The sequence below is a fragment of the Mesorhizobium sp. YM1C-6-2 genome, assembly GCF_003666685.1.
GTDB lineage: Bacteria > Pseudomonadota > Alphaproteobacteria > Rhizobiales > Rhizobiaceae > Mesorhizobium_K.
Genome location: NZ_RCIZ01000012.1, coordinates 54,472 through 81,043 on the forward strand (window position 1 = coordinate 54,472; position 26,572 = coordinate 81,043).

At 64.5% G+C, this 26,572-nt stretch carries 19 protein-coding genes, 1 tRNA gene and 1 pseudogene; 15 read left to right on the forward strand and 6 right to left on the reverse strand.

The genetic code is table 11. The annotated features are described in order from the left end of the window. Positions 1–56: 56 nt before the first annotated feature. From D8676_RS22970 to D8676_RS22980, 3 genes are all read right to left on the reverse strand, one after another. Positions 57–545 (reverse strand): BA14K family protein, encoded by a 489-nt coding sequence (locus D8676_RS22970; RefSeq protein WP_245427084.1) that lies wholly within the window; start codon positions 543–545, stop codon positions 57–59. A gap of 228 nt (positions 546–773) precedes the next feature. Beyond that, positions 774–849, reverse strand: a tRNA-Lys gene (locus tag D8676_RS22975). Between the two features lie 355 nt (positions 850–1,204). After that, positions 1,205–2,179, reverse strand: coding sequence for a LysR family transcriptional regulator (locus tag D8676_RS22980; protein WP_245427086.1), 975 nt, complete (start codon positions 2,177–2,179; stop codon positions 1,205–1,207). A gap of 267 nt (positions 2,180–2,446) precedes the next feature. Here D8676_RS22980 and chvE point away from each other — a divergent pair, with 267 nt between their 5' ends. From chvE to D8676_RS23040, 12 genes and pseudogenes are all read left to right on the forward strand, one after another. Then, positions 2,447–3,517 carry a multiple monosaccharide ABC transporter substrate-binding protein gene (gene chvE, locus D8676_RS22985; protein ID WP_121583427.1) on the forward strand — a complete coding sequence of 357 codons (1,071 nt, stop codon included), beginning with the start codon at positions 2,447–2,449 and terminating at the stop codon, positions 3,515–3,517. 155 nt (positions 3,518–3,672) lie between these two features. Continuing rightward, complete coding sequence (gene mmsA / locus D8676_RS22990) at positions 3,673–5,211, forward strand: multiple monosaccharide ABC transporter ATP-binding protein (protein ID WP_121583428.1); 1,539 nt, start codon at positions 3,673–3,675, stop codon at positions 5,209–5,211. Next, positions 5,208–6,464, forward strand: coding sequence for a multiple monosaccharide ABC transporter permease (gene mmsB, locus D8676_RS22995; RefSeq protein ID WP_121583429.1), 1,257 nt, complete (start codon positions 5,208–5,210; stop codon positions 6,462–6,464). Before mmsA ends, mmsB begins: the two co-directional genes overlap by 4 nt. 156 nt (positions 6,465–6,620) lie before the next feature. Then, positions 6,621–7,613, forward strand: a complete 993-nt coding sequence (gene araD1, locus D8676_RS23000) for an AraD1 family protein (RefSeq protein ID WP_121583430.1) — start codon at positions 6,621–6,623, stop codon at positions 7,611–7,613. A 115-nt stretch (positions 7,614–7,728) separates the two neighbouring features. Continuing rightward, positions 7,729–8,475, forward strand: a complete 747-nt coding sequence (locus tag D8676_RS23005) for a cytochrome c biogenesis CcdA family protein (protein ID WP_121583431.1) — start codon at positions 7,729–7,731, stop codon at positions 8,473–8,475. A 199-nt stretch (positions 8,476–8,674) separates the two neighbouring features. After that, positions 8,675–9,655 (forward strand): sugar ABC transporter substrate-binding protein, encoded by a 981-nt coding sequence (locus D8676_RS23010; protein WP_121583432.1) that lies wholly within the window; start codon positions 8,675–8,677, stop codon positions 9,653–9,655. Positions 9,656–9,741: 86 nt separating this feature from the next. Beyond that, positions 9,742–11,196, forward strand: coding sequence for a sugar ABC transporter ATP-binding protein (locus tag D8676_RS23015; RefSeq protein WP_281034298.1), 1,455 nt, complete (start codon positions 9,742–9,744; stop codon positions 11,194–11,196). Beyond that, positions 11,186–12,247, forward strand: coding sequence for an ABC transporter permease (locus tag D8676_RS23020; protein WP_183097209.1), 1,062 nt, complete (start codon positions 11,186–11,188; stop codon positions 12,245–12,247). Before D8676_RS23015 ends, D8676_RS23020 begins: the two co-directional genes overlap by 11 nt. Continuing rightward, positions 12,244–13,107, forward strand: coding sequence for a sugar phosphate isomerase/epimerase (locus D8676_RS23025; protein WP_121583435.1), 864 nt, complete (start codon positions 12,244–12,246; stop codon positions 13,105–13,107). The genes D8676_RS23020 and D8676_RS23025 overlap by 4 nt, the downstream gene beginning before the upstream one ends. A 108-nt stretch (positions 13,108–13,215) precedes the next feature. Beyond that, on the forward strand, positions 13,216–14,580 hold the full coding sequence (glmU, locus tag D8676_RS23030; protein ID WP_121583436.1) for a bifunctional UDP-N-acetylglucosamine diphosphorylase/glucosamine-1-phosphate N-acetyltransferase GlmU: 1,365 nt from the start codon (positions 13,216–13,218) through the stop codon (positions 14,578–14,580). A gap of 181 nt (positions 14,581–14,761) precedes the next feature. Beyond that, complete coding sequence (glmS, locus tag D8676_RS23035; protein ID WP_121583437.1) at positions 14,762–16,585, forward strand: glutamine--fructose-6-phosphate transaminase (isomerizing); 1,824 nt, start codon at positions 14,762–14,764, stop codon at positions 16,583–16,585. A gap of 70 nt (positions 16,586–16,655) precedes the next feature. Further along, positions 16,656–17,449: pseudogene (locus D8676_RS23040) on the forward strand (DUF502 domain-containing protein). Here the strand turns inward: D8676_RS23040 and recG are convergent. After that, the gene (recG, locus tag D8676_RS23045; protein ID WP_121583438.1) at positions 17,401–19,509 is read right to left on the reverse strand and encodes an ATP-dependent DNA helicase RecG; all 2,109 of its coding nucleotides are present in this window, start codon (positions 19,507–19,509) and stop codon (positions 17,401–17,403) included. The pseudogene D8676_RS23040 and the gene recG overlap by 49 nt on opposite strands. A gap of 92 nt (positions 19,510–19,601) precedes the next feature. On the opposite strand from recG, the gene D8676_RS23050 reads away from it, so the two are divergent. From D8676_RS23050 to D8676_RS23060, 3 genes are all read left to right on the forward strand, one after another. Further along, entirely contained in the window at positions 19,602–19,880 is a 279-nt protein-coding gene (locus tag D8676_RS23050; RefSeq protein ID WP_121583439.1) for a succinate dehydrogenase assembly factor 2, read from the forward strand. Between the two features lie 29 nt (positions 19,881–19,909). Continuing rightward, the gene (gene mfd / locus D8676_RS23055) at positions 19,910–23,419 is read left to right on the forward strand and encodes a transcription-repair coupling factor (protein ID WP_121583440.1); all 3,510 of its coding nucleotides are present in this window, start codon (positions 19,910–19,912) and stop codon (positions 23,417–23,419) included. Positions 23,420–23,551: 132 nt separating this feature from the next. After that, positions 23,552–23,959, forward strand: a complete 408-nt coding sequence (locus tag D8676_RS23060; RefSeq protein WP_121583441.1) for an ACT domain-containing protein — start codon at positions 23,552–23,554, stop codon at positions 23,957–23,959. 4 nt (positions 23,960–23,963) lie between these two features. Here D8676_RS23060 and D8676_RS23065 read toward each other — a convergent pair whose 3' ends face one another. Together D8676_RS23065 and D8676_RS23070 are read right to left on the reverse strand one after the other, a co-directional pair. Continuing rightward, positions 23,964–24,638, reverse strand: coding sequence for a DsbA family protein (locus D8676_RS23065; RefSeq protein ID WP_121583442.1), 675 nt, complete (start codon positions 24,636–24,638; stop codon positions 23,964–23,966). 12 nt (positions 24,639–24,650) lie between these two features. Next, entirely contained in the window at positions 24,651–26,453 is a 1,803-nt protein-coding gene (locus D8676_RS23070) for an extracellular solute-binding protein (RefSeq protein WP_245427090.1), read from the reverse strand. Between the last annotated feature and the right edge of the window lie 119 nt (positions 26,454–26,572).

Below are 26,572 nucleotides of genomic sequence, written 5' to 3' on the forward strand. Positions count from 1 at the left end.
ATGAAAAGGCCCGCGCCGTTTCCGACGCGGGCCTTCTTTCGATATGCGTTCAGCGATCAGCTATAGGGCGAATAGCACTGGCGGCGCGGCCCGTTATAGGGCTGGAACGTATTGTCGGAGGCACGATAGGACCGATAGCGGTCGTAGCACCATTCGACATGCGCGCTGCCGCCACCGCCGCGGTAGTAGCCGCCATTGTTGCTGTTGGCGATCGCACCGCCGACGATGGCGCCGGCAATGAAGGCGCCGGCCGGGAACCAGAACCCGTTGTAGTAGCGGTCGTCCCAATGCCTCTTGTAGCGATAGCCGCGATGACCGTTGTGCCAGTTGCCCCTGCGGTCCACATATCTCCGATTGTCCCAATGCCTGTTGCCGCGGCGGATGTTGCGGTTCACCCGTTCGTTGCCGAAACTCGGGCGGTTCCGCTTCCAGCGCCAGTCCTGCACGTTTACGACATCGGAGTGCTCCGCCGCCGGAGCCTTCGGCATATGGATCGGCGCCGCATTCGCCGGGAGGGCGCCGCCCAGGGCGAACGACGCCGTCATCGCAGTGGCGCATAAAGCTGACAGGAATTTTTTCATAACGAATCCTCATTCTGGACCAGACGTACGGTCCCTTCAGGCGGCAAACGGCAGATAGGCGCGAATAGTTCCTCGTTACACCCCAGATTGCAAAATTTTAATGTTCGATTTCTTACGCTGCGTAACCGCCTGAGGAGGAGGATACGACGGTCGCGGATCGGAAGCGAACAGGTGATTGAGGCCAGGCTGTGTTGGTGAGCGCGCTGGGGCTCGAACCCAGGACCTACTGATTAAAAGTCAGTTGCTCTACCGGCTGAGCTACGCGCTCCCGCAGGGCGCGAAGCACCCTCGAAATTGCGGCGGAACATAGGGAGAGTGCCCGAACGGGTCAACCGGAAAAAGGCGGGTTTTAAACCGGATCGACATCCGCCCACACTGTTCCGCTTGCAAGCGCTGCAAGGCAGGTATTTGATCCCCGTTCCGGTCGCTGGGAGCAATCGAAAGAGGTCGTTATGCTTCGGAGCCATCGCACCACGTTCGCATTTCTCCTGATCACCGCAGCCTTCGCACTGACGGCCTGTCAGGCGACATCGACGGCGAAACCCTACAGCCCGTCGAATTGCGCGATGGTCGGCTCCTCCTGCGGACGCACGCACCACTTCTTCTAGGGAAGCGGCGGCCGTCTATCGTATCTCTTCCAGTATGTGGTCGTAGAGCAGCTTGGCCGCCGGCGAGAGCGCCCGGTTGCGCGCCATGATCAGGCTGTAGGGCTGCACGTCGATATCGAAGGAGATCGGCAGGATCTCGATGGCGCCGTCGAGCCCGTCTTCGGCATTGATGAACTTCGCCATGTCGAGCGCCACCGGCGCGATGGCGTCCGACTGCGCCACCATCACCATCGTCAGCAGCAGCGACGTCGTGTTCAGGATTCGATCGGGCAGCGGCACGTTGCGGCTCATGAAGATCGTCTCGATGGTGCGCCTGAGCAGCGACCCTCCCGGCTGGAACACCCAGTCGTAATTGGTCAGTTGCTCGAGTTCCGCAGCTCGTCCGTCGGCCAGCGGATGGCCGCGCCGGACGATCAGGCAGGCCTTTTCTATGCCGATGACGCGCGCCTCGAAGAGCCGTGGATTGAGGTCGTCGGGAATGCGCGCGATAATGAAGTCGTGGCGCGACGCGAGCAGTTCGCGCGCCAGCACTCCGCTGGTGTCGACCTGGACGCTGATCTCGATGCGCGGATATTTTTTCCGGATTCGCCGAATCGCCGGCACGGCCAAGCCGATCGCCGGCGCGGTGACAGCGCCGAGAAACACCGCGCCGCCCTTGCCGGATCTCAGATCGGAAATCTCGCGATCCACCTCGCGCAGTTCCAGCAGCATGGTCCGCGCCCGCCGCGCCAATGCCGCCCCGAACGGCGTCAGTTCCACGCCGCGCGGCAGCCGCCGGCAGAGCGGCACCCCCAATATGTCCTCCATCTCGGCGATCATGCGCGAGGCGGCCGGTTGCGAGATGTTCAGCATGTGGGCCGCCGCGCTGATCTGGCCGCTGTCCTCGACCGCCACGATCATGCGCATATGCGAGACTTTCAGGCCGCTGCGCAGCAGGCCTTCGGTGTCTTCGCCAGGCAGTTCCCGATTCTGGCTGTATGACCCTTCCAATGCGTTCTCCGCCGGTTGAAACGTTGCATGTCGCCTCTAGCATACCAATAGGTTATGCCGCGCATCATAAATTGCATTTGACAGTTATATCGATTGAAGCCAGTTTCCGGCTGTCCTTCGACGGCCGCGCAAGCCGAGAGCTGGCGGCCGGTTCGAGCGACGCTCTGGGAGGATAATCAGACCAATAAGGCCTGCGCCGAGGCGACAGGCACGGAAGGGCGACCGGCAAGTCCGGCTGCGACACGTCATCACCAAGGGAGATTCACAGTGAAAATCATCAAGGCAATGGTCGGCGCGCTGGCGCTCGGCCTGGCGACCATGAGCTTCGGCGCCCATGCGCAGGACAAGGGCCTCGTCGGCATCGCCATGCCGACCAAGTCCTCGCTGCGCTGGATCAGCGACGGCAACGAGCTGAAGGCGGCGCTGGAGGCCAAGGGCTACACCGTCGACCTGCAGTATGCCGAGGACGACATCCCTAACCAGCTCGCGCAGATCGAAGGCATGGTGACCAAGGGCGCCAAGGCGCTGGTCGTTGCCTCCATCGATGGCACCACCCTGTCGCAGGTGCTCCAGCAGGCCAAGGACGGCGGCGCGATCACGGTCGCCTACGACCGCCTGATCCGCGAGAGCCCGAACGTCGACTATTACACCACCTTCGACAACTTCAAGGTGGGCGTGCTGCAGGCGGAATCGCTGGTTGCCGGCCTCAAGGAGCGCTTCGGCGACCAGAAGCCGTGGAACGTCGAGCTGTTCGGCGGCTCACCGGACGACAACAACGCCTTCTTTTTCTACGACGGTGCCATGTCCGTGCTGCAGCCGATGATCGACAGCGGCGAGATCGTCATCAAGTCGGGCCAGACCGGCATGGAGAAGGTCGGCACGCTGCGCTGGGATGCGGCCGTGGCGCAGGCGCGCATGGACAACATCCTGTCGGCCAACTACTCCGACGGTAGCCGCGTGCACGGCGTGCTCGCCCCGTATGACGGCCTCTCGCGCGGCATCATCTCGTCGCTGCGCGGCGTTGGTTACGGCAGTGCCGACCAGGCCTGGCCGATCATCACCGGCCAGGACGCCGAGACCCCTTCGGTGAAGGCGATCATCGCCGGCGAGCAGTACTCGACGGTCTTCAAGGACACCCGCGAGCTCGCCAAGGTGACCGCTGCCCTCGTCGACACCGCGCTCTCCGGCGGCCAGCCCGAGATCAACGACACCAAGACCTATGAGAACGGCGTCAAGGTGGTTCCGTCCTACCTGCTCGTCCCGGTGTCGGTCGACAAGTCGAACTACGAGAAGATCGTGGTCGAGTCCGGCTACATCAAGGCCGAAGAGCTCAAGTAAGAACGGTCGAAAATTACGGGACCCCGCGCTCCGGCGCGGGGTTCTTTCGTTCCCTTCGAAGCTGACTTAATTTGGCCGAAGGCATTCCAGGAAGCGGAAAACGGCTTTTCGTCCGGGATTGCGGCAGGGACAATGGATCGGTGACAGGATTGGCCATGGCCGACACCATTCTGGAGATGCGCGACATCACCAAGACGTTCCCGGGCGTGAAGGCGCTTTCGAACGTCAATCTCGATGTCCGCAAGGGCGAGATTCACGCCGTCGTCGGCGAGAACGGCGCCGGCAAGTCGACGCTGATGAAGGTTCTTTCCGGCGTCTATCCCTTCGGCGACTATTCCGGCGAGATTTTTTACGAAGGCCAAGAGTGCCGTTTCACCGGCATCCATGACAGCGAGAAGCGCGGCATCGTCATCATCCATCAGGAGCTGGCGCTGGTTCCGCTGCTGTCGATCGCCGAGAACATCTTCCTCGGCAACGAGCAGACGCGTTTCGGCGTCATCGACTGGAACCTCGCGAGACGCCGGGCGGCCGCGCTGCTGAAGAAGGTCGGGCTGAACGAGGACCCCGACACGCTGATCACCAACATAGGCACCGGCAAGCAGCAGCTCGTGGAGATCGCCAAGGCGCTTTCCAAGGAAGTGAAGCTTCTGATTCTCGACGAGCCGACCGCCAGCCTGTCCGAAAAGGACAGCCAGCACCTGCTCGACCTGCTCCTCGAGTTCAAGCGGCAGGGCATGACCGCGATCCTCATCTCGCACAAGCTGAACGAGGTGAAGAAGGTCGCCGACCGCGTCACCGTCATCCGCGACGGCCAGACCATCGAGACGATGGACAAGGCCGACCTCACCGAAGACCGCATCATCACCTCGATGGTCGGCCGCACCATGGAAGACCGCTATCCGACGCGCACGCCGAATGTCGGCGAGACGATCTTTGAGGTGAAGGACTGGTCGGTCTATCATCCGCTGCATCCCGACCGGCAGATCATCAAGGGCATCAACCTTCACGTGAAGAAGGGCGAGGTCGTCGGCATCGCCGGCCTGATGGGGGCAGGGCGCACCGAATTTGCCATGAGCGTTTTCGGCAGGACCTATGGCGCCAACATCACCGGCGAGGTTTTCCTGCACGGCAAGAAGGCCGACACCTCGACCGTCGGCAAGGCGGTCGCGCACGGCCTCGCCTACGCGACCGAGGACCGCAAGGTCTACGGCCTCAACCTCATTGACCATATCAAGCACAACGTCACGGTCGCCAACCTGCCGGGCGTCTCTTCCGGATCAGGCATCATTGACGATTTGCGCGAACTCAAGGTCGCCAACGAGTACCGCAAGAAGACCAACATCCGCTCCTCCAGCGTCTACCAGATCACCGGCAACCTTTCCGGCGGCAACCAGCAGAAGGTTGTGCTGTCGAAATGGCTCTTCGCCAACCCGGACGTGCTGATCCTCGACGAGCCGACGCGCGGCATCGACGTCGGCGCCAAATACGAGATCTACACCATCATCAACAAGCTCGCCGAGGAAGGCAAAGGCATCGTCGTCATCTCGTCGGAGATGCCCGAGCTGCTCGGCATCTGCGACCGCATCTACGTGCTGAACGAGGGCCGCATCGTCGGCGAGATGGCCGGCCACGAGGCGTCGCAGGAGAAGATCATGCGGGCCATCGTCCGCGGAGAGGAAAAGGCAGCGTCATGAGCACCGAGACCGCCGCACCGACAGCCAACGCCGCGAAGGCTTCCACCCAGGCCGCGATCAAGGAGAATTTTCGCCAGTACGGCCTGGTGGTGGCGCTCATCGTCATCATGCTGTTCTTCCAGTACATGACGAACGGCATCCTGTTCCTGCCGGTCAATCTCACCAACCTGGTGCTGCAGAACTCCTACATCGTGGTGATGGCGCTCGGCATGCTGCTGGTCATCGTCGCCGGGCACATCGACCTTTCGGTCGGCTCGGTCGCCGGCTTCATCGGCGCGGTCGCGGCCGTGCTGATGGTCGACTACGGCTTCAACCCGCTCGTCGCTGGCATCGTCTGCATCGCGGTCGGCGGCGTCATCGGCGGCGCCCAGGGGTACTTCATCGCCTATATGAAGATCCCGTCCTTCATCGTCACCCTGTCGGGCATGCTGGTCTTCAAGGGCCTGCTCCTGTGGCTGCTCGGCGGCCGCTCGGTCGGTCCGTTCCCGACCGAATTCCAGATGCTGTCGGCAGGCTTCATCCCCGATTTCATCGGTCCCCTGGTGCTCGTCGCGCCGAAGCTCAACGACGCCGGCAACCCTATGCCCAACACCGGCCTGGTGCTCCATTCCACCACCATGGTGATCGCTGTGCTGATCGTCGCGGCCATGCTCTATTTCGCGCTGAAGAGCCGCCGCGACCGCGAGAGCCACGGCTATGACGCCGAGCCGTTCTCGCTCTTCGTCATCAAGAACCTGGTGCTCGCCGGCATCATCCTTTTCCTGATGTACAAGTTCGCCTCCTACAGGGGACTGCCCAACGTGCTGATCGTGATGGGCATCCTCATCGTCATCTTCGTCTTCGTCACCAAGCGCATGACGTTCGGCCGGCGCATCTTCGCCATGGGCGGCAACATCAAGGCCGCGGCGCTCTCCGGCATCCGGACCGAGCGGCTGACCTTCTACGTCTTCGTCATCATGGGCATGCTCGCCGCGCTCGCAGGCCTGATCTACGCCGCGCGCCTCAACCAGGCGACGCCGAAGGCGGGCGCCGGCATGGAGCTCGACGTGATCGCGGCCGTCTTCGTCGGCGGCGCGTCGGCCATGGGCGGCGTCGGCGAGGTGGCCGGAGCCGTCATCGGCGCCTTCATCATGGGCGTCATGAACAACGGCATGGGCATCATGGGCATCAACATCGACTGGCAGCAGGTCATCAAGGGGCTGGTGCTGCTCGGCGCCGTCGCCTTCGACCTCTACAACAAGAAGAAGGCTTGAGCGGGCACCGAGAAAAGCCGCGGCGGTCGATTACCTGGGGCTCGAGCGGCATCGAACATGGATACTGAGGAAGGCGGCCGCATTCGACCGGGTCGGGCGGCGACAGAAATTTTGCGCTGGAAGGCACATGGCGCGCCGCAGCGAGGAGGATAGAAAATGCTGATTTCACAGATCGTCGACGGGTCCGACATGATCCAGGTGGTGGCGCGCGCCAACGGCGCCACGCGGGTCGTGAACGGCGCGAAAAGCGTCTATGCGCTCGCTCTCGAAGCCGCCCGCGGCGGCACCGGCCTTGCCGCGCTGATCGAGCGCAAGGGGTTCGGCAAGACCGTCGATCTCGACGCCGCCTACCGCCAGGGTCGGCTGATCGCGCCGATCAACCATCCCGACGCCGCGCATCTTCATCTCACCGGCACCGGCCTTACCCATCTCGGCTCCGCCGCCACCCGCGATTCCATGCACAAGAAGCTTCACGCCGACGGCGAGGAAACACTGACCGATTCCATGAAGATGTTCCGCATGGGTCTTGAGGCCGGCAAGCCGAAGGCCGGCGAGGTCGGCGTGCAGCCGGAATGGTTCTACAAGGGCAACGGCACGATGGCCGTCGCGCCGGGCGCGCCGCTCCTGTCGCCGGCTTTTGCCAAAGATGGCGGCGAAGAGCCCGAGATCGCCGGCATCTACGTGATCGGCGACGACGGCACGCCCTTCCGCGTCGGCTTTGCGCTGTCCAACGAGTTCTCCGACCACGTCACCGAGCGCATGAACTATCTCTATCTCGCGCATTCCAAGCTCCGGAACGCCTCCTACGGCCCGGAGATCCTGGTCGGCGACCTGCCGGAAGACATCCGCGGTGCCTCGAAGATCCTGCGCAGCGGCAAGACGCTGTGGGAGAAGCCGTTCCTCTCCGGCGAGGCGAACATGTCGCACACCATCGCCAATCTCGAGCACCACCACTTCAAATACACGGTCTTCCGCCAGCCGGGCGACGTGCACATCCACATGTTCGGCACCGCGACGCTTTCCTTCGCCGACGGCGTCAAGCCTGAGGCCGGCGACGTCTTCGAGATCTCCGCGCCCGATTTCGGCCTGCCGCTGCGCAACCCGCTGAAGATCGAGAAGGCGCAAGAGGTAACGGTCAGGGCTCTCTAGGACTGCCTGGATAGCTTTCTGTTGCTGGAAGCGACCTCATGCCACGTGTTCGTGACTGGAGCGCATCCGCCTGCACCTCTATATGCTGCCGGCCGGTAACGCTGGAGCAGCAGAAATGGCGCTGGATGTCGGCTATGTGAGCGCAATAGGGGCGGGGGCCTTGTCCTTCCTGTCGCCCTGCGTGCTGCCCCTGGTTCCGCCCTACCTCTGCTACATGGCCGGCGTCTCGGTTGACGACTTCCGCGCCAATGCCGCGGAGACCGCCAAGTCCGGCGCCCGCGCGGCGCTCATCGTCTCCTCGCTCGCCTTCGTGCTCGGCTTCACCACCGTCTTCGTCGCGCTCGGCGCCGGCGCCTCGACGATCGGCCGCCTGCTGCGCGTCTGGCAGGAGCCGCTGGCGATGGCCGCCGGCGTCCTCATCATCCTGATGGGCCTCAATTTCCTTGGCGTCATCCGCATCCCGCTTCTGTCGCGCGAAGCCCGCTTCCAGTCGCAGGGCAAGCCGGCCAGCGCGCTCGCCGCCTATTTGATGGGCCTTGCCTTCGCCTTCGGCTGGACGCCCTGCATCGGCCCGGTGCTCGGCCCGATCCTGACGCTCGCAGGCGGCCGCGAAACGGTCGGCGAAGGCGCGCTGCTCCTCTTCGCCTACTCGATCGGCCTCGGCATCCCGTTCCTGATCGCGGCGCTCTTCTCCGGCGCCTTCATGCGTTTCCTGCAGAAATTCCGCGTCCATCTCGGCCGTGTCGAGAAGGTGATCGGCGCGCTGCTCGTTGTCGCCGGCGTGCTCTTCCTCACCGGCGGCATCCAGACAGCCGCCTACTGGCTGCTGGAAACGTTCCCGGGCCTGGCGAAGCTGGGATAAAGCGCAGGACTACAGCCGAGAGCGCTGAATGACGTCGCGTCAACAAATGTCGTTGACTCCTGAAATATCTTTGCCATTCTTCAAAAAATAGAAAGAAATTTCTAATGGCGGGAACGCGGTAGGCCGCGCGCCCGGGAGGCCGCGTCCGGGATACATGGTCCCGGTGTTTGATTTTGCTTGAGCTACAGGGGAGGAAACCATGCTCATGAACAACAACCATTCACCTGCGAAGGCAGGCCGCAGGACGCTGGCGGCTTTTTTGATCGCCGGATCGGCACTCTGCGCATCCAGCGCCTACGCGCAGGACGCCAAGCTGACTGTCTGCGCGATCGTGCCGACGACGGAGATCGAATATTTCGCCACCCTGCTCAACGAATACCAGGCTTCTGGCGCCAAGCGGAACATCGAGGTCACCACGATCGATTCCCAGAACAATCCTGCACGTGAATCGAGCGCGATCGAGGATTGCGTTTCGAAGAAGGTGAACGCGATCGTCGCATCGGTGATCGATCCGGCGACGTCGAAGGCTTCCGCCGAAGCTGCGATGAAGGCAGGCATTCCCTTCATCCTGCAGGGCCAGGAGCCGGAGGACGTCGACTGGGCGACGGGCAATGTCGGCTACAGCGAGGCCGATATGGGCAGGCTGGCCGGCGAGGAAGTCGCCGCATGCCTGAAGGAGAAGCAGCCGTCGGCCGAGACGATCAAGGTGGGTGCTTGCGGTTGGCCGCAGTGGCCGTCGACCGTGCGCCGCATCGAGGCATCCAAGGTGGCGGTCGAAAAGGAAACCGGCAAGAAGATCGAGTGGGTCTTCGAGCAGGAGTGCGGCACCCGTGAAAAGGGCGATGCGGCGGTATCGGCCGCTCTTCAGGCCAATCCAGATCTTCGCGCGGTGGTCAGCATCAATGACGGATCGAGCATGGGCGCTCTGGCGGCCTTCGAATCGGCCGGCATCAACGCCGACGAGCTCTGCATCGCTGCGCCCAACAATGATCTCGAAGTTCGGCAGTATATCGCCGGCGGCAAGATCTACGGCACCGTCGACCTGAACCACAGCGGTATCACTGAGGCGGCCATGGATCTCGTCCTGAAGGTTGCCAAGGGTGAGGAAATTCCCAAGATGACCTATGTCGACATGATCAAGGTCACCAAGGAAAACGTCTCCCAGTGGCCGACGAAATAGCGACAACGAGGTCAGGGGGCGACGCCCCCCGGCTGGCTCTGCGGTCCATTTCGAAGAGTTATCCGGGCGTCCTTGCGCTGCAGGATGTGTCGTTCACCATTGCTCCGGGTGAGGTTCATGCCTTGCTCGGGGCGAACGGCGCGGGAAAATCGACCCTCGTAAAAATCCTTTCCGGCGCGATAAAACGCGACAGCGGCGAGATCGTGTTCGATGGCGAGCCAATGAACGCGGCTTCGCCGCACGACGCCGCCGACCGGGGCATTGCCTGTCTTTATCAGGAACCGGCGCTGGTGCCGTCGCTCAGCGTCGAGCAGAACATCTTCCTCGGCAGGGAGCTCCAGATCGGGTGGGGCGTGATCGACCTCGCCGCGCAGAAACGCCGCGCCCACGACATCCTGCAGCAGGTGGCGCCCAGGCTCGATCCGTCCGGGCCGGTGCATGCGTTGCGCACGAGCGAAAGGCAGTTGGTCGCCCTGGCCAAGGCGCTGCTGTCGGATTCCAAGCTGGTGATCATGGACGAGCCGTCGGCCTCGATGACCGACGCGGAAATCGAATTCCTGTTCGAGACGATCAGGCGGCTGCGTCAGGGCGGCAAAAGCATCATCTACATCACTCACCGCCTGGACGAGGTCATGGCGGTCACCGACAGCCTGACCGTGCTGCGCGACGGCCGTCATGTCGTCACTGCGCCGACCGCTTCGATTGCGCGCGACAGGCTCGTCGAGATGATCGCCGGCGCTCATATCGATCCGTTCGAACGTCCCGCGCGCGCCGCCAACAGCAAGCAATTGCTGGCGGTGAAGAACCTGACCCGGGACGGCGTTTTCTCCGACATATCCTTCGAGGTCAGGGCGGGCGAGATCGTCGGCCTGGCGGGTCTCGTCGGCGCCGGCCGCTCGGAAATCGTCCGGGCAATCTTCGGCGCCGATCCCGCCGACGCCGGATCGGTCAGCTATCCGAAGGGCGATGTGTCGGTTTCCTCGCCGGCCCAGGCGGTCGCCGCCGGCGTCGCCATGATTCCTGAGGATCGCAAGACGCAGGCTGTCGTCCCGGCGATGACGGTCGCCGAGAACATCATCCTGTCCTCAGCCGACCATTGCTCGATCCGCCCGTTCGGCATCGTTCGCCGCGCCGCGGCGCGGGAGATCGTGTCGCGCAATGTGCGCCGCTTCAACATCAGGCCGAGCGGCTGCGAGGACCGGCGCATCGACACACTGAGCGGCGGCAACCAGCAGAAGGCAGTGCTGGCGCGCGCCATCGAATCCGGCGCGGACGTGTTGATCCTCGATGAACCGACCGCCGGCGTCGATGTCGGGGCCAAGGCCGAGATTCACAGGCACGTGGAAAACCTGGCGGCGAGCGGCAAGGGCATACTTCTGATCTCGTCGGAAACCGAGGAATTGCTGACGCTGGCGGACCGCATTCTGGTGATCCACGAAGGCCGGCTCATCCGGGAAATCGAGGGGCACTCGACCAACGCGCTGGAGCTCACGCAGAGCGTGCTGGGAGAGTATGGACGGAAGGTGGCAGATGCAGACTGATGGCAAGAGCGATATCCAGCCGGCGAACCCTGCCGGTCAGCAGCGCCCGGCGCTGTGGCGATCGCTGCGGGGGACGGACATCGGCCTGTGGGCAGTCGTGGTGGCGCTGATCGTGTTCTTCAGCCTGGCCGCGCCCGGCTTCCTGTCGTGGACCAATTTCCTGAACGTCCTCAGGCAGATGGCCGTTCTGGCGGTTGCCGCGTTCGGATCGAGCTTCGTCATCTTTTCGGGCGGGCTGGACTTGTCGATCGGCGCCAACGCGGCCTTGTCAGGTGTGCTGTCGGCGATGGCGGCGCGGGAACTGGATTTTGTCGGCGGCGCTCCCATCAGCTGGGCGATCGGCTTGCTTGCGGGCGCGGCCTTCGGCTGGATCAACGGAACGATCGTTACCCGTTTCCACATCAGCCCAATCATCGCGACGCTGGGCACGCTGACGATCGGCCGCGGACTCGCGCTGCTCCTGACCGGTGGCGTTTCGCTGTTCGGCGTGCCGGAGGCGTTTCAGGGGCTGGGGCGCGGTTTCATCATCCCGGGCATTCTGCCGATCCCGGTCGGCATCATGATCGTGTTCCTGATCGCCAGTTGGTTCGCGCTGCGGCGGACCACGCTCGGCATGTATGTTTACTCGATCGGCGGCAACGAGGAGGCCGCGCGGCTTTCCGGCGTTCCGGTCAGGCGGGTCAAGACCTGGGTCTACGTGATCGGCGGCGCGACTGCCGGCCTTGCCGGCGTCATCCTCGCCTCGCGCCTAGGCTCGGGCCAGGCAGCGAGCAGCGAGGGCCTCGAGCTCAGCGTGATCACCGCGATCGTGCTTGGCGGGGCGAGCATCGCCGGCGGCTCCGGCCGTATCGGCGGCACGCTGGCCGGCGTGCTGATCATCTCGCTTCTGGCCAACGGCATGAACATCCTCAACGTCCCGCCCTTCTACCAGCGCATCGTCACCGGTCTTGCGCTGCTGCTGGCGGTGGGTATCGACCAGTACCGCAAGCGGCGCGGTGCGCGGCAGGGCGCCAAACCCGCGACTTCAACCGGCGGCGGATCAAAACCATGAGCAAGGCTTCGGGCGTGCGGAAAATCTCGGTCAGCGAAATCACCACCATAGGCTCGACCTTCGAGGAAGACGTCGAAACCTATGCCCGGGCGGGGTGCCAGGGCATCGGCGTCTGGGGCTACAAGATGGAGCAGGTCGGCTGGCAGCGTGCCAAGGAGTTGATGGACCGCAATCGGCTCAAGACCGCCAACTGCATTCCCGAGACGAACTCGATCCTGCCCTACGTGTTGAGCCCGGAGCCGGCCGACCCGCGCGCCCGCGTCGAGGCGTTTTTGCCCAACATGGAACGCATGGCCAAGCTCGACCCGGAATCCATCATCGTCATCACCGGGCCGCAGGGCGGTCGGTCGCGCGAGGAGGCGATCGACCTTTGCCTCGAAGGTTTCGAGCGCATCGGACAGGTTGCCGGCGATCTTGGCGTCACCATTGCGCTCGAGCCGATCCACAAGTCGGCGGAAGATGCGCTGTCGCTGATCTGGGACATGCCCGGCACGCTCGAACTCATCAGGCAGATCGACAAGCCGTCGTTCAAGGTGCTGTTCGACAGCTGGCATCTCTGGGACACGCCGGACATACTGGATCACATCCGGCGCGACATCGACATGATCGCCGGCGTGCATATCGGCGACTGGCGGGACCCGACGCGCGGCTGGCTCGATCGCGCCTTTCCAGGCGAGGGCGTGATGCCGCTGCGCGAGATCGTGGACACGCTGGACGAAGCGGGCTTTCGCGGCTTCTACGACGTCGAGATATTTTCCGACGACGGTCGCTTCGGCACCGCTCACGAAGGTTCGTTGTGGCAGCTCGAGCCCGATGAAATTGTCCGCCGGTCGATCCGCTTCCTCACCCCCGAAGCCTGATTTCACCGGTCACGCGCCGGGAACCTCACCGGAATTTAACCGCATTGCGGGATGATAGCGCCGATATATCGTCGCTGACCTCGATTCCTTGCCAACGGTTTTCCGCTAATGACCCAGAGAAGCTGTCTGTCGATCATCCTCGCCGCGGGCGAGGGCACGCGCATGAAGAGCGCCAGGCCGAAGGTGCTGCACGAGGTCGCCGGCCTATCCATGGTCGCGCATGTCGCCAAGGCGGCGAAGGCGGCAGGCGGAGGCGATGTCGCGCTGGTCGTCGGCCATGGCGCCGAGGATGTCCGCAAGGCTGCTGGCCGCCTCGATCCTGCGCCGGAGATCTTCGTCCAGGAGGAACGGCTCGGTACCGCCCACGCCGTGCTCGCCGCCCGCGCGGCGATCGCGCGCAGTTATGACGACATCCTTGTCATGTTCGGCGACACGCCGCTGATCGAGGCCGAGCCGCTGCTTGCAGCCCGGCAGAAGCTCGCCGGGGGAGCGGCAGTCGTGGTCGTCGGCTTCCGCCCGACCAATCCCGCCGGCTACGGCCGCCTGATCGAGAAATCAGGAAAACTCGTCGCCATCCGCGAGGACAAGGACGCCTCCGAATCCGAGAAGAAGATCGGCTTCTGCAACGGCGGGCTGATGGCGATCTCGGGCAGTCATGCCTTGGCGCTGCTCGACGCCGTCGGCAACAGGAACGCCAAGGGCGAATTCTACCTCACCGACATCGTCGAGATCGCCGACGCGCGCGGCCTCGACGTCGTCGCCACCGAGGCGAGCGCGGAAAGCGTGCTCGGCATCAACAACCGCGCCGAGCTCGCCGAGGCCGAGGCCATCTGGCAGCGTCACCGCCGCCGCGAGGCGATGCTGTCGGGCGTGACCCTCATCGCGCCCGAAACCGTGCATTTCTCGCACGACACCGAGATCGGGCCGGACTCGCTGGTCGAGCCGAATGTCTGGTTCGGCCCGGGCGTGAAGATCGCCTCAGGCGTCACCATCCATGCCTTCAGTCATATCGAGGGCGCTTCGGTCGCTACCGGCGCCGAGGTCGGCCCCTTCGCCCGGCTTCGTCCTGGCGCCGAGCTGCAGGAAAAAGCAAAGGTTGGCAATTTCTGCGAAGTGAAGAAGGCGGTGGTCGAGAAGGGCGCCAAGGTCAACCACCTCACCTATATCGGCGACGCCCGTGTCGGCGCCGGCGCCAACATCGGGGCAGGCACCATCACCTGCAACTATGACGGCTTCGGCAAACATTTCACCGACATCGGCGCCGGCGCCTTCATAGGCTCGAACTCCTCGCTCGTCGCCCCCGTCACGCTTGGCGACGGCGCCTATATCGCGTCCGGCAGCGTCATCACCGACGACGTCGACGGCGACGCGCTGGCTTTTGGGCGCGCCAGGCAGAAGACCATTCCCGGCAAGGGCAAGGAACTGCGCGAGCGCTTTGCGGCCGCGGCGGCTGCGAAGAAGAAAGCTGGATAGGCCCGGCTTTCTTAACTAGGGTGCTTAACCAGCACTCCAACTCGCTGATGTGATTTCATTGCGGTCGTGGCATGAAGCCGTCCTGAAATGGAACGAAATGCAAATTGAATTCCGCCGCGTCAGGGCTCTCCGTAAATAGCCGTCGAGAAGCCAGCAAGCGGGGAATCGGGGGTAGGGCAGCATGTGCGGAATCGTTGGAATTGTCGGCTATCAGCCGGTCGCTCCGCTCATCGTCGATGCGCTGAAGCGGCTTGAATATCGCGGCTACGACTCGGCCGGCGTCGCCACCTTGGAGCGCGGCGAGCTCTCCCGCCGCCGCGCCGAGGGCAAGCTCGTCAACCTCGAGCGCCGTCTGAAGGACGAGCCGCTCGACGGCACGATCGGCATCGGCCACACGCGCTGGGCGACCCACGGCGTGCCCAACGAGACCAACGCCCACCCGCATTTCTCCGACGGCGTCGCCATCGTCCATAACGGCATCATCGAGAATTTCGCCGAGCTGCGCGACGAGCTTTCGCGCGACGGCTACGTTTTTGCCTCGCAGACCGATACCGAGGTCGTCGCCCATCTCGTCGCGCGTGAGCTTGCCCGCGGGGCACAGCCGGTCGAAGCCGCCCACAATGCGCTGAAGCGGCTGCATGGCGCTTTCGCCCTCGCCATCATGTTCAAGGGCGACGAGGATCTCATCGTCGGCGCCCGCAACGGCCCGCCGCTGGCCGTCGGCCACGGCGAAGGCGAGATGTTCCTGGGCTCGGATGCGATCGCCCTTGCTCCCTTCACCAATTCGATCACCTATCTCGAGGATGGCGACTGGGCCGTCATCCGCCGCAGTGACATCGCCATCTTCGACATGGACGGCAAGAAGGTCGAGCGCCGTCGCCAGCAGTCGCTCGGCACCGCCTTCATGGTCGACAAGGGCAACCATCGGCATTTCATGGAGAAGGAGATCCATGAGCAGCCGGAGGTCATCGGCCACACGCTGGCGCACTATCTCGACTTCACCAGCGGCTCTTCCAAGCCGCTCGACCTGCCCTTTGACTTCGCCAAACTCGACCGTATCGCGGTTTCGGCCTGCGGCACCGCTTATCTCGCCGGCCTGATCGGCAAATACTGGTTCGAGCGTTATGCCCGCCTGCCGGTCGATATCGATATCGCCTCGGAGTTCCGCTACCGCGAAATGCCGCTCTCGAAGCAGAGCGCCGCCTTCTTCGTTTCGCAGTCGGGCGAGACCGCCGACACGCTGGCGTCGCTGCGCTACTGCCGCAAGGAAGGCGTCCCCATCGGCGCCATCGTCAACGTCCGCGAGTCGACCATCGCGCGCGAATCCGACGCCGTGCTGCCGACGCTCGCCGGTCCCGAGATCGGGGTCGCCTCGACCAAGGCCTTCACCTGCCAGCTCTCAGTGCTCGCCGCGCTCGCGGTGCGCGCAGCTAGCGCGCGTGGCACCATCTCGGCGGAAGAGGAGAAGGCGATGGTGCGCAGCCTCTCGGAAGCGCCGCGCTACGCCACCCAGGTGCTGAAGCTCGAAAGCCAGATCGAAAAGGTCTCGCGCGAGCTGTCGCAATACAAGCACGTGCTTTATCTCGGCCGCGACACCAACTATCCGCTCGCCATGGAAGGCGCGCTTAAGCTCAAGGAAATCAGCTACATACATGCTGAAGGTTATGCAGCAGGCGAGCTGAAGCATGGGCCGATCGCCCTTATCGACGAGAAGATGCCGGTCATCGTAATCGCACCGCACGACCGCATCTTCGACAAGACGGTCTCCAACATGCAGGAGGTCGCGGCGCGCGGCGGCAAGATCATCCTGATCACCGACAAAAAGGGCGCCGCCAACGCCACGGTGAACACGATGGAGACCATCGTACTGCCCGATGTGCCCGAGTTCATCGCGCCGATCGTCTACGCGCTGCCGATCCAGTTGCTGGCCTACTACACCGCTGTCTTCATGGGCACCGACGTCGACCAGCCGCGCAATCTGGCGAAGTCGGTGACGGTCGAGTAGTAGCCCTAACTTCCCAGTTCCAAAGCCTGCGCCGCTTCTCTAATCTTGCCGCGCACAGAGGCGGTGAACCATGTCCGAATCCCCAGGCGTCATTTCCGGCATGACCCGGCTCAGGAACTATTTCCTGACCGGCTTCATCGTCGCCGCGCCATTGGCGATCACCGTCTACATCGTCTGGTCGTTCATCGGGTGGATCGATTCCTGGGTGAAACCCTATATCCCGGCCGCCTACAGTCCCGACACCTATCTGCCCTTCGCCGTTCCGGGCTTCGGCCTCCTTGTGGCGATCTTCGTCATCACCTTGATCGGGTTCCTGGCAGCCAACATCGTCGGGCGCTCGATCGTCTCGGTGGGCGAGCGCCTGCTCGGCCGCATGCCGCTGGTGCGCGGTGTCTACAAGGCGCTTAAGCAGATTTTCGAGACGGTGCTGTCCAACAAGAACGACATGTTCCGCCAGGTCGGCCTCGTCGAATACCCGCGCAAGGGCGTCTGGTCGCTGGTCTTCGTTTCCAACGAGAAGGAGACCGAGATCAACGTCAAACTGGACAAGGAGGGCGATCCGCTGGTCGCCGTCTTCATGCCTTGCACGCCGAACCCGACCACCGGCTTCCTGATGTATGTCTACCGTTCGGAGATCGTGCTCCTCGATATGACCATCGAGGACGGCGCCAAGCTGATCGTATCCGCCGGTCTCGTCGCACCTGAATATAAGCGCAAGGTCGTCACCAAGGACGGCGCGCCGATCGAGGTCGGGCTCGCCAATCCGGGGGTGGAGAAGGTCTCGAACATCAAGTTCAAGTGAAGGGCCTGTCGATCTACCCCGCCCTCAGCAGCCTCACCGCTTCGTCCCGCCCGAACAGATAGAGCAGCACGCGCAGCGCCTTGCCGCGCCCGCTCTGCAGTTCCGGATCCCGGGCAAGGATCAGCCTGGCATCGTCGCGCGCCACTTCCAGCAGGTCGGAATGGAATTCGATCCGCGCCACCTGGAAGCCCGGCGTGCCGGATTGCCTGGTGCCCAGCAGCTCGCCCTCGCCGCGTAGCTTCAGATCCTCCTCGGAGATCAAAAATCCGTCCTCGGTCTCGCGCATCACCGATAGGCGCCGCTTCGCCGTCTCGCCGAGCGGGTCCTTGTAGAGCAGCACGCAGGATGACGGTTTCGCGCCGCGCCCGACGCGCCCGCGAAGCTGATGGAGCTGCGCAAGCCCGAAGCGTTCGGCGTGCTCGATCACGATGATGGTCGCATCCGGCACGTCGACGCCGACCTCGATCACGGTCGTCGCCACGAGGATCTTGGTGTCGCCTTCCTTGAAGGCGCGCATCGCCTCGTCCTTCTCGACGCCCTTCATGCGGCCATGCACCAGCCCGACCGCATCGCCGAATTCATGCTTCAGCGTCGCAAAGCGCTCTTCCACCGAAGTCAGCTTGATTTCATCGGAATCCTCGACCAGCGGGCAGATCCAGTAGACTTTCTGACCCTCGGCGATGGCGTCGGAAATCCGTCCGATCAGTTGATCCATGCGGTCGAGCGGCAGCGTCACCGTCTTGATCGGCTGCCGGCCGGCCGGTTTCTCGGTCAACCTGGACACGTCCATGTCGCCGAAGGCGGTCAGCACCAGCGTGCGGGGAATGGGCGTCGCCGTCATCACCAGCATGTCCGGCGCATCGCCCTTGGCGGTGATCGCCAGCCGCTGGTGCACGCCGAAGCGGTGCTGCTCGTCGACCACCGCCAGCACGAGGTCGCGGAACGTCACGTGCTCCTGGAACAGCGCATGCGTGCCGACCACGATGTCGATCGACCCGTCCTCCAGCTCGGCCAGCGTGGCGCTGCGTTCCTTGCCTTTCTCACGGCTGGTGAGGATCGCGACCTTCAGCCCGGCGCGCTCGGCGAGCGGCGTTATCGTCGCCAGATGCTGCCGCGCCAGGATCTCGGTCGGCGCCATCAGCGCCGCCTGTCCGCCGGCCTCCACCGCCCTCGCCATGGCGAGCAGCGCCACCACCGTCTTGCCTGAGCCGACGTCGCCCTGCAACAGCCGCAGCATGCGCTCGGGGTCGGCGAGGTCGGCATTTATCTCGGCCAGCGCGAATTCCTGCGAGGGCGTCAGCGAATAGGGCAGCGCCTTGCGGATCGCGTCCTCGATCTTCCCGTCGCCGGTCAGCGGCCGCCCCGACAGCCGGCGGATGTTGGCGCGCATCAGCGCCAGCGAGAGCTGCCCGGCCAGGAATTCGTCATAGGCGATCCGCCGCCATGCCGAGGTCTCCGGCGACACGTCGAGCGGATCGGCTGGATCGTGCAGCCGCTTCAGTGCGGCCTCGAACGTCGGAAAGGTCTGCTTCTTGGCGACCGCCGGGTCGAGCCAGTCGGGCAGGGCAGGGAGCCGCGCCAGCGCCTGGCCGATCGCGCGCCTGAGCACCTTGCCCGACAGCCCGGCCGTCAGCGGATAGACCGGCTCGACCAGCGGCAGGCTGTCGGCGCCGGCCAGCGGCGCGATGTGGTCGGGATGCACCATGCTCGGCCGGCCGTTGAACCATTCCATGCGGCCCGATACGACGACGTGCTCGCCGACTGGCATCTGCTTCTCCAGATAGGCGGCATGCGCATGGAAGAAAGTGAGCGCGATCTCGCCGGTGTCGTCATGTGCGTAGACCCGGTAGGGCACCGAGCGATTGCCGCGCGGCGGCGGCTGGTGCCGGTCGATCCTGACCTCCAGCGTCACGATCGCGCCTTCGGCCGCACCTGCGATGCCCGGCCGGTTTCGCCGGTCGATCACCGAATGCGGCAGCGTGAACAGCAGGTCGCCGACCCGCGCCGATCGGTCACCGAGATCGGCCGGCACAATCTTCTCGATCAGCGCGGCGACCTTCGGCCCGACACCCTCCAGCGAGGTGATCGGCGCAAACAGCGGATCTAGGAGTGAAGGTCTCATGGCGGGAACTTAGGCAGGAATGCCGCTCCCGCAAAGCTGACAAGGGCGTCTATCCACGCTATACGCGCCACGCGGACAGACTGGAAATGACGATGAGCGGAACGACGCGATCGAGCGAGGGACTGGATCAGCGGCGGCGGAAACTCCTCTTCCGCTCCTGGCATCGCGGCATACGCGAGATGGACCTGATCCTCGGCGGCTTCGCCGATCGCGCCATCGGCTCCTTGACCGACGCCGAATTGCACCAATATGAGCATCTTCTTGAGGTGCAGGACGCCGACCTCCTCTCCTGGGTCACCGGCACGAATCCCGTCCCCGCCGCTTTCGACACCCCTTTGCTGAAGAAAATCATGGCCTCCCGGTCCGCCTAGAGAACGATTTCCGCCCGAAGAACGAATTCATGAGCCTTCTCGAAAAAATCGGCCTGCCCCCAGGGGGGGCCCGGGGCAGAACCGGCCAGTTCATCGTCGACGGCGTCGCCGACGGCTTCGAGGCCTTCGCGCTCGCTTCCGCCGTCGCTGAAGCCGCGCCCGACGGCCCGCTGCTCTTTGTCGCGCGCGACGGCCAGCGCCTGCCGGCAATCATCGAGGCGCTCGCCTTCGTTGCCCCCAACCTGCCGGTGCTCGAATTCCCGGCCTGGGACTGCCTGCCTTATGACCGCGTCTCGCCGGGCGCGGACGCCGCCGCCCGCCGTCTCGACGCGCTCGCCGCCATGGCGGCGCTGCGCAAGTCGCCCCACCGCGCCGTCGTCCTCACCACCGCCAATGCACTGATCCAGCGCATCCCGCCGGCCGAGATCATCGAGGCGCAGGGTTTTCGCGCGAAACCCGGCAATCAGGTCAACATGAACGAACTGACCGCGCGCCTGGAGAAATCCGGCTTCGAGCGCGTGCCGACGGTGCGCGACGTCGGCGAGTTCGCCGTGCGCGGCGGTATCCTCGACCTCTACGCGCCCGGCGCCGACGAGGCGCTGCGGCTCGACTTCTTCGGCGACACGCTGGAAACGGTGCGCACCTTCGACGTCGCCACCCAGCGCACCACCGGCACCCGCAACGAGGTGTCGCTGCAGCCGATGACCGAGGTCACGCTGACCCCGGACACGATCAGCCGCTTCCGCCGCAACTATATCGAGACCTTCGGTGCGCCGTCCCGCGACGACGGCCTCTACGCTGCGATCAGCGAAGGCCGCCGTTTCGCCGGCATGGAGCACTGGCTGCCCTTCTATTACGAGCGCCTGGACACGCTGTTCGACTATCTGCCCGGCGCGCCTGTTGTGCTTGACCACTTGGCGCCGGAGGCGATCGACGAACGCCACAAGCTGATCGTCGACTATTACGAGGCGCGCCGCCAGCAGACCAGCGCCGGGCTGAAGGACGCCGTTCCCTACAAGCCGACCCCGCCCGGCCTGCTCTACCTGACGCCCGACGATGTCACCGCCGCGCTCGCCGACCATCTGGCCGCTGAGTTCACGCCTTTCGACGCGCCCGACGCCGGCCCGAGAGCTTTGCTCCACGCCGGTTCCCGCGCCGGCGAAAACTTCGCCGAGGAGCGCGCCGATCCCAACGCCAACGTCTTCGACGCCGCCGTCAAGCACATCGCCGCCGCCCGCGCGGCAGGCCGCCGCGTCGTCGTCGCCGGCTGGACCGACGGCTCGCTCGACCGCCTGACCCAGATCCTGGCCGAGCACCAGCTCGGCAACGTCAAGCCGGTCGCCACGCTGGCCGATGTCGAGAAGCTCGGAGCAGGGCAGGCGGGTGCCGCAGTGCTTCCCCTTGAAGCCGGCTTCGAGACGGATAGGCTGGTCGTCGTCGCCGAACAGGACATCCTTGGCGACCGCCTCGTGCGGCGCTCGAAAAGGCGCAAGAAAGCCTCCGACTTCATCGCCGAGGCGGCCTCGCTTTCTGCCGGCGACATCGTCGTCCACGCCGATCATGGCATCGGCCGCTTCGTCGGGCTGAAGACGATCGAGGCCGCCGGCGCGCCGCATGACTGCCTGGAAATCCACTACGCCTCCGACGGCCGCCTCTATCTGCCGGTCGAGAACATCGAGCTTCTGTCGCGCTACGGCTCGGATTCGGCCGAGGCGCAGCTCGACCGCCTGGGCGGCGGCGCCTGGCAGTCGCGCAAGGCCAAGCTCAAGAAGCGCCTGCTCGAGATGGCCGGCCAGCTCATCCGGATCGCCGCCGAGCGCAAGATGCGTACTGCCGCAGCCTTCAACCCGCCCGACGGGCTCTACGGCGAGTTTTCGGCACGTTTCCCCTATGAGGAGACCGACGACCAGCAGAACGCAATCGACGCCGTGCTCGACGACCTCTCGGCCGGCCGGCCGATGGATCGGCTGGTCTGCGGCGACGTCGGTTTCGGCAAGACAGAGGTGGCGCTGCGCGCCGCCTTCGTCGCCGCCATGGAAGGCGTGCAGGTCGCGGTCGTCGTGCCGACCACGCTGCTCGCCCGCCAGCACTTCAAGACCTTCTCGCAGCGCTTCGCGGGGCTGCCGATCCGCGTCCGCCAGGCCTCGCGCCTCGTCGGCTCGAAAGAGCTCGCTGAGACCAAGAAAGGCCTCGCCGACGGAACCGTCGACATCGTCGTCGGCACGCACGCGCTGCTCGGCGCGTCCATCTCCTTCAAGAACCTCGGCCTGCTGATCGTCGACGAGGAGCAGCATTTCGGCGTCAAGCACAAGGAGCGGCTGAAGGAGCTCAGGAGCGACGTGCATGTGCTGACGCTGTCGGCCACGCCGATCCCGCGCACGCTGCAGCTCGCCCTCACAGGCGTGCGCGAGCTCTCGCTCATCGCCACGCCGCCGGTCGACCGCATGGCGGTGCGCACCTTCATCTCGCCCTTCGACGCGCTCGTCATCCGCGAGACGCTGCTGCGCGAGCGCTATCGCGGCGGCCAGAGTTTCTACGTCGTGCCACGCATCAGCGATCTCCAGGAAATACATGATTTCCTGAAACAATCCGTTCCGGAGCTGAAGGTCGGCATCGCCCACGGCCAGATGCCGCCGGGCGAACTCGATGACATCATGAACGCCTTCTACGACGGCCAGTACGACGTGCTTCTGTCGACGACCATCGTCGAATCCGGCCTCGACATCCCGACCGCGAACACTCTGATCGTCCACCGCGCCGACATGTTCGGCCTCGCCCAGCTCTACCAGCTCCGTGGCCGCGTCGGCCGTTCCAAGCTGCGCGCCTATGCGCTTTTCACCCTCCCGGCGAACAGGAAACTCACCGACACGGCCGACCGCCGCCTGAAAGTACTGCAGTCGCTGGACACGCTCGGCGCCGGCTTCCAGCTCGCCAGCCACGACCTCGACATCCGCGGCGCCGGCAATCTCCTGGGTGAAGAGCAGTCCGGCCATATCAAGGAGGTCGGCTTCGAGCTCTACCAGCAGATGCTGGAGGAGGCGGTGGCCGAAATCCGCGACACCGGCGAGGCGGTCGACGGCGGCTGGTCGCCGCAGATCACCGTCGGCACCGCCGTCATGATCCCCGAGGGATACGTGCCCGACCTGCAGCTCAGGCTCGCGCTCTACCGTCGCCTCGGCGATCTGGAAACGCCGGAGGAGATCGACGCCTTCGGCGCCGAACTCATCGACCGCTTCGGCCCGCTGCCGGACGAGGTGCAGCACCTCCTGAAGATCGTCTTCATCAAGGCGCTCTGCCGCCAGGCCAACGTGGAAAAGCTCGACGCCGGGCCGAAGGGCGTGGTCATCCATTTCCGCGAGAAGAAATTCCCCGATCCGGCCGGCCTCGTCCGCTACATCGGCGAGCAGGGCTCGCTGGCCAAGATCAGGCCGGACCACTCAATCGTCTTCATGCGCGACTGGCCGAACCCCGAAAAGCGCCTTGCCGGCTCGGCGGTGGTCATGACCCAGCTCGCGCGGATGGCAGCAAAAGCGGCCTAGGCAACTAGCCCCTTCTCCCCGTCGCTATACGGGGAGAAGCTCCCGGCAGGGGGATGAGGGGCGGCGCCAACGCTTGGCATTTGCGCAAATTGGGCGTTCTGCCATTCTTCGTCTGGCAAAGCGGAGCCTTCCATGACCGGCGAAACGGACCTGCAAACGCTGCTCGGCTCGATGTCGCCGGAACTGCTGCCCGGCGTCTTCGTCTTCGCCACGCTTCCGCCCGGCACAGCCAGTCCCGCCAACCTCAACCCCGTCATGATCTTCCGCGAGCGCGAGGGCGAAACGTTGATCCTGCCTGAGGAGGAAGCAAGCGCCGCCCGCCTGTCCTTCACCTTCCCCAGCCGCATGATCACGCTGAACGTCCATTCCTCGCTCGACGCTGTCGGTTTCCTCGCAGTGATCACCACGCGGCTGGCGGCAGCCGGCATGGGCGTGAACCCGGTATCGGCCTATTTCCACGATCATCTCTTCGTGCCCGCCGGCCGGGCGGGGGAAGCGATGGCCGTCCTCCACGCATTTGCTGTCGAGAAACGAGGATAGTGCGCTATGCGTCCAGTTCGCCCCGCGCCTTGGCCGCGGCGATCTGCCGGATCGCGTCCGTGAGCGTCGAGACATCCTGGGCGCCCATCACCGCGTATTTGCCCTCGAACAGGAAGCAGGGCACACCGGTGACGCCCATGCGTGACGCCGTCGCAGCCTCGTTGGCCACCGCCTCGCTGTCGGCGTCGCCGGCAAGCAGGCTCTCCACCACCGCCGCCTCCATGCCCGCCCCGCGGGCGACATCGACCAGCACGGCACGGTCGCCGATATTCTCGCCGCGCTCGAAATAGGTCTTGAAGAGATCGCGCACGAGCCTGTTCTGCGTTTCGGCGCCTTCGGCTCCCGCCCAGCGGATGACGCGGTGCGCGTCGAGCGTGTTCGGCGACACCGTGATCGCGTCGAAGGCATAATCGATGCCTTCGGCCTTGCCGAGCGCCTCCAGCCGGGCGTGGGCGTCGCGCAGCCGGGCCTCGTCGCCGAACTTGGCTTTCATGTACGCCTTGCGGTCCGTACCCTCTGGCGGGATCGTCGGATCGAGCTGGAACGGCCGCCAGCTAACCGAGATATCCACGTCGGGCACCGCTGCGATCGCCTTGTCGAGCCGCTTCTGGCCAAGATAGCACCAGGGGCAGACGACATCAGACACGACGTCGATCGTAAGGGTCTGTCTGTCCGCCATATCGTCGATCCTCTAATTCTGTGTGTGCCACCAAGTGGGCAACTGCGATCCCTGCAGCGGCGGCGTCTCCGGCCGCTCGATCCGTTTCCAGCGGGCAATCCACTGTTCCGGCTTGAAATAGAGAGGAATGACGTAGGCGCCACTCAAAAGAACGCGATCATAGGCGCGGACCGCTTGGATGAAGTCGTCGCGCGTACGCGCATTGATAAGCGCGTCGATCATCGCGTCGACGGCGGGATCAGCGGCGCCGGCATAGTTGAAAGTGCCGGGCTTGTCCCTGGCGGTCGAGCCCCAGCGCGACAATTGCTCGACACCGGGCGAGAGCGAAGCCGTGTAATTGAAGAACATCGCGTCGAAATCGTAGTTGATCTGCCGCTGCAGGAACTGCGCCGCATCGACCGAGCGCACGGTGACCGCGATGCCGAGCTTTGCCAGCGTCTGCTGGTAGGCGACCGCGATCTGCTGGTTCTCGTTGCTCTTCAGCATGATCTCGAAGGCGACGGCCTTCCCGTCGGGCGCGATCAGATGTCCGTCCTTCAGCACGTACCCAGCCTGCTTCAGCTTCTCGAAGCCGACGCGCATGAAGGCGCGGTCGAGCCCGCTGCCGTCGGACACGGGCGGTGTCCAGCCATTGGCCATGATTTCCGGCGTCACGGCGTCGGGGAAGGGGGCAAGCAAAGCCTTCTCGGCCTCGCTCGCCGGGTTGCCTGACGACGAGAGTTCCGAATTGTCGAAGAAGCTCCTGGTGCGCGTATAGGCTCCGGAGAACAGGCTGCGGTTCGCCCATTCGAAATCGAACAGGTCGATCAGCGCGAGACGCAGCTTCGGATCCTGGAAGACCGACCGCCTTGTGTTCAGTACGATGCCGAACATCCCGGACGGCAGTCTGGTCCTCACCGTCTCCTTGATGATATCGCCGCGTTGGACAGCCGGGAAATCGTACTGGCTTGCCCAGCGGCCGCTGTTCTCGTCGATGAACACGTCCACCAGCCCCTTCTTGAACGCTTCGAACATGGCGTTCTCGTCGCGGAAATAGGTCAGCGTGATCGTGTCGTAATTGTCGAAGCCGCGCTTCGAGGGAATGTCCTTCGCCCAATAATCCGGATTGCGCTTGAACGTCAGCGAGTCGCCGGCGCGCACGGTCTCCAGCCGGTAGGGACCGCTGCCGACGATCGGCCTCAGCGTCGACTTGTCGAAGGTTGCGGCATCGACTGCGTGCTTGGGCAGGATCGGAAACAGGCCTAGGATCAGCGGCAGTTCGCGGTCGGGGTGCTTGAAGGTGAAGCGCACGCCGCGTTCGCCGACCTTCTCGACCTTGGCGACCTTGTTGGCCGTCACGCCGTAGCGTGGGATGCCTTTTTCGGCGAGAAGCTCGAAGGTGAAGATGACGTCCTCCGGTGTCACCGGCTGGCCGTCCGAGAATCTGGCCCGCTCGTCGAGCATGAACTCGGCGAAGCTGCGCTCGTCGTCCGTGTCGACTGTCTTGGCGAGCAGCGGGTAGAGCGTGAAGGGCTCGTCGGCCGAGCGCATCATCAGCGTCTCGAAGACGTTGTTGCCGAAGACGAGGTCGAGGCTGCCACGCGCCCCGCTGCCCTGGACGATGAACGGGTTGATGCTGTCGAACGTGCCCGGCCACGCATAATTGATCGTGCCGCCTTTCGGCGCGTCGGGATTGGCGTAGGGCAGGTGGGTGAAATCCGCCGGCAGCGCCGGGTCCCCATGCATGGCGATCGCATGGGAGGGCGCAGCGCCGGCGGTCCCGCTCCAGAGCGGGATGGCCAGCGCCACGACCAGGCTCAGAACCAGGCGTCGCATGAAAAATCTCCCGAACGCAGGCCGCCTTGCACCGACCTCTTGTTGATTCGCGGACTAACCTATCACGCCTCGATGGCGCCCTTGTTTGGCGGCCATGTTTTGAATGCGGAAAAGCCGCA

Bases quoted from the DNA above. Each gene is read 5' to 3' on its own strand.
- D8676_RS23050 (WP_121583439.1), top strand. From the start codon at position 19,602: ATGAGCGGAACGACGCGATCGAGCGAGGGACTGGATCAGCGGCGGCGG.
- D8676_RS22970 (WP_245427084.1), bottom strand. From the start codon at position 545: ATGACGGCGTCGTTCGCCCTGGGCGGCGCCCTCCCGGCGAATGCGGCG.
- mmsA (WP_121583428.1), top strand. From the start codon at position 3,673: ATGGCCGACACCATTCTGGAGATGCGCGACATCACCAAGACGTTCCCG.
- D8676_RS23060 (WP_121583441.1), top strand. From the start codon at position 23,552: ATGACCGGCGAAACGGACCTGCAAACGCTGCTCGGCTCGATGTCGCCG.
- glmU (WP_121583436.1), top strand. From the start codon at position 13,216: ATGACCCAGAGAAGCTGTCTGTCGATCATCCTCGCCGCGGGCGAGGGC.
- D8676_RS23025 (WP_121583435.1), top strand. From the start codon at position 12,244: ATGAGCAAGGCTTCGGGCGTGCGGAAAATCTCGGTCAGCGAAATCACC.
- D8676_RS23005 (WP_121583431.1), top strand. From the start codon at position 7,729: ATGGCGCTGGATGTCGGCTATGTGAGCGCAATAGGGGCGGGGGCCTTG.
- mfd (WP_121583440.1), top strand. From the start codon at position 19,910: ATGAGCCTTCTCGAAAAAATCGGCCTGCCCCCAGGGGGGGCCCGGGGC.
- D8676_RS23020 (WP_183097209.1), top strand. From the start codon at position 11,186: ATGCAGACTGATGGCAAGAGCGATATCCAGCCGGCGAACCCTGCCGGT.
- recG (WP_121583438.1), bottom strand. From the start codon at position 19,509: ATGAGACCTTCACTCCTAGATCCGCTGTTTGCGCCGATCACCTCGCTG.
- D8676_RS23010 (WP_121583432.1), top strand. From the start codon at position 8,675: ATGCTCATGAACAACAACCATTCACCTGCGAAGGCAGGCCGCAGGACG.
- araD1 (WP_121583430.1), top strand. From the start codon at position 6,621: ATGCTGATTTCACAGATCGTCGACGGGTCCGACATGATCCAGGTGGTG.
- mmsB (WP_121583429.1), top strand. From the start codon at position 5,208: ATGAGCACCGAGACCGCCGCACCGACAGCCAACGCCGCGAAGGCTTCC.
- D8676_RS23065 (WP_121583442.1), bottom strand. From the start codon at position 24,638: ATGGCGGACAGACAGACCCTTACGATCGACGTCGTGTCTGATGTCGTC.
- glmS (WP_121583437.1), top strand. From the start codon at position 14,762: ATGTGCGGAATCGTTGGAATTGTCGGCTATCAGCCGGTCGCTCCGCTC.
- D8676_RS23070 (WP_245427090.1), bottom strand. From the start codon at position 26,453: ATGCGACGCCTGGTTCTGAGCCTGGTCGTGGCGCTGGCCATCCCGCTC.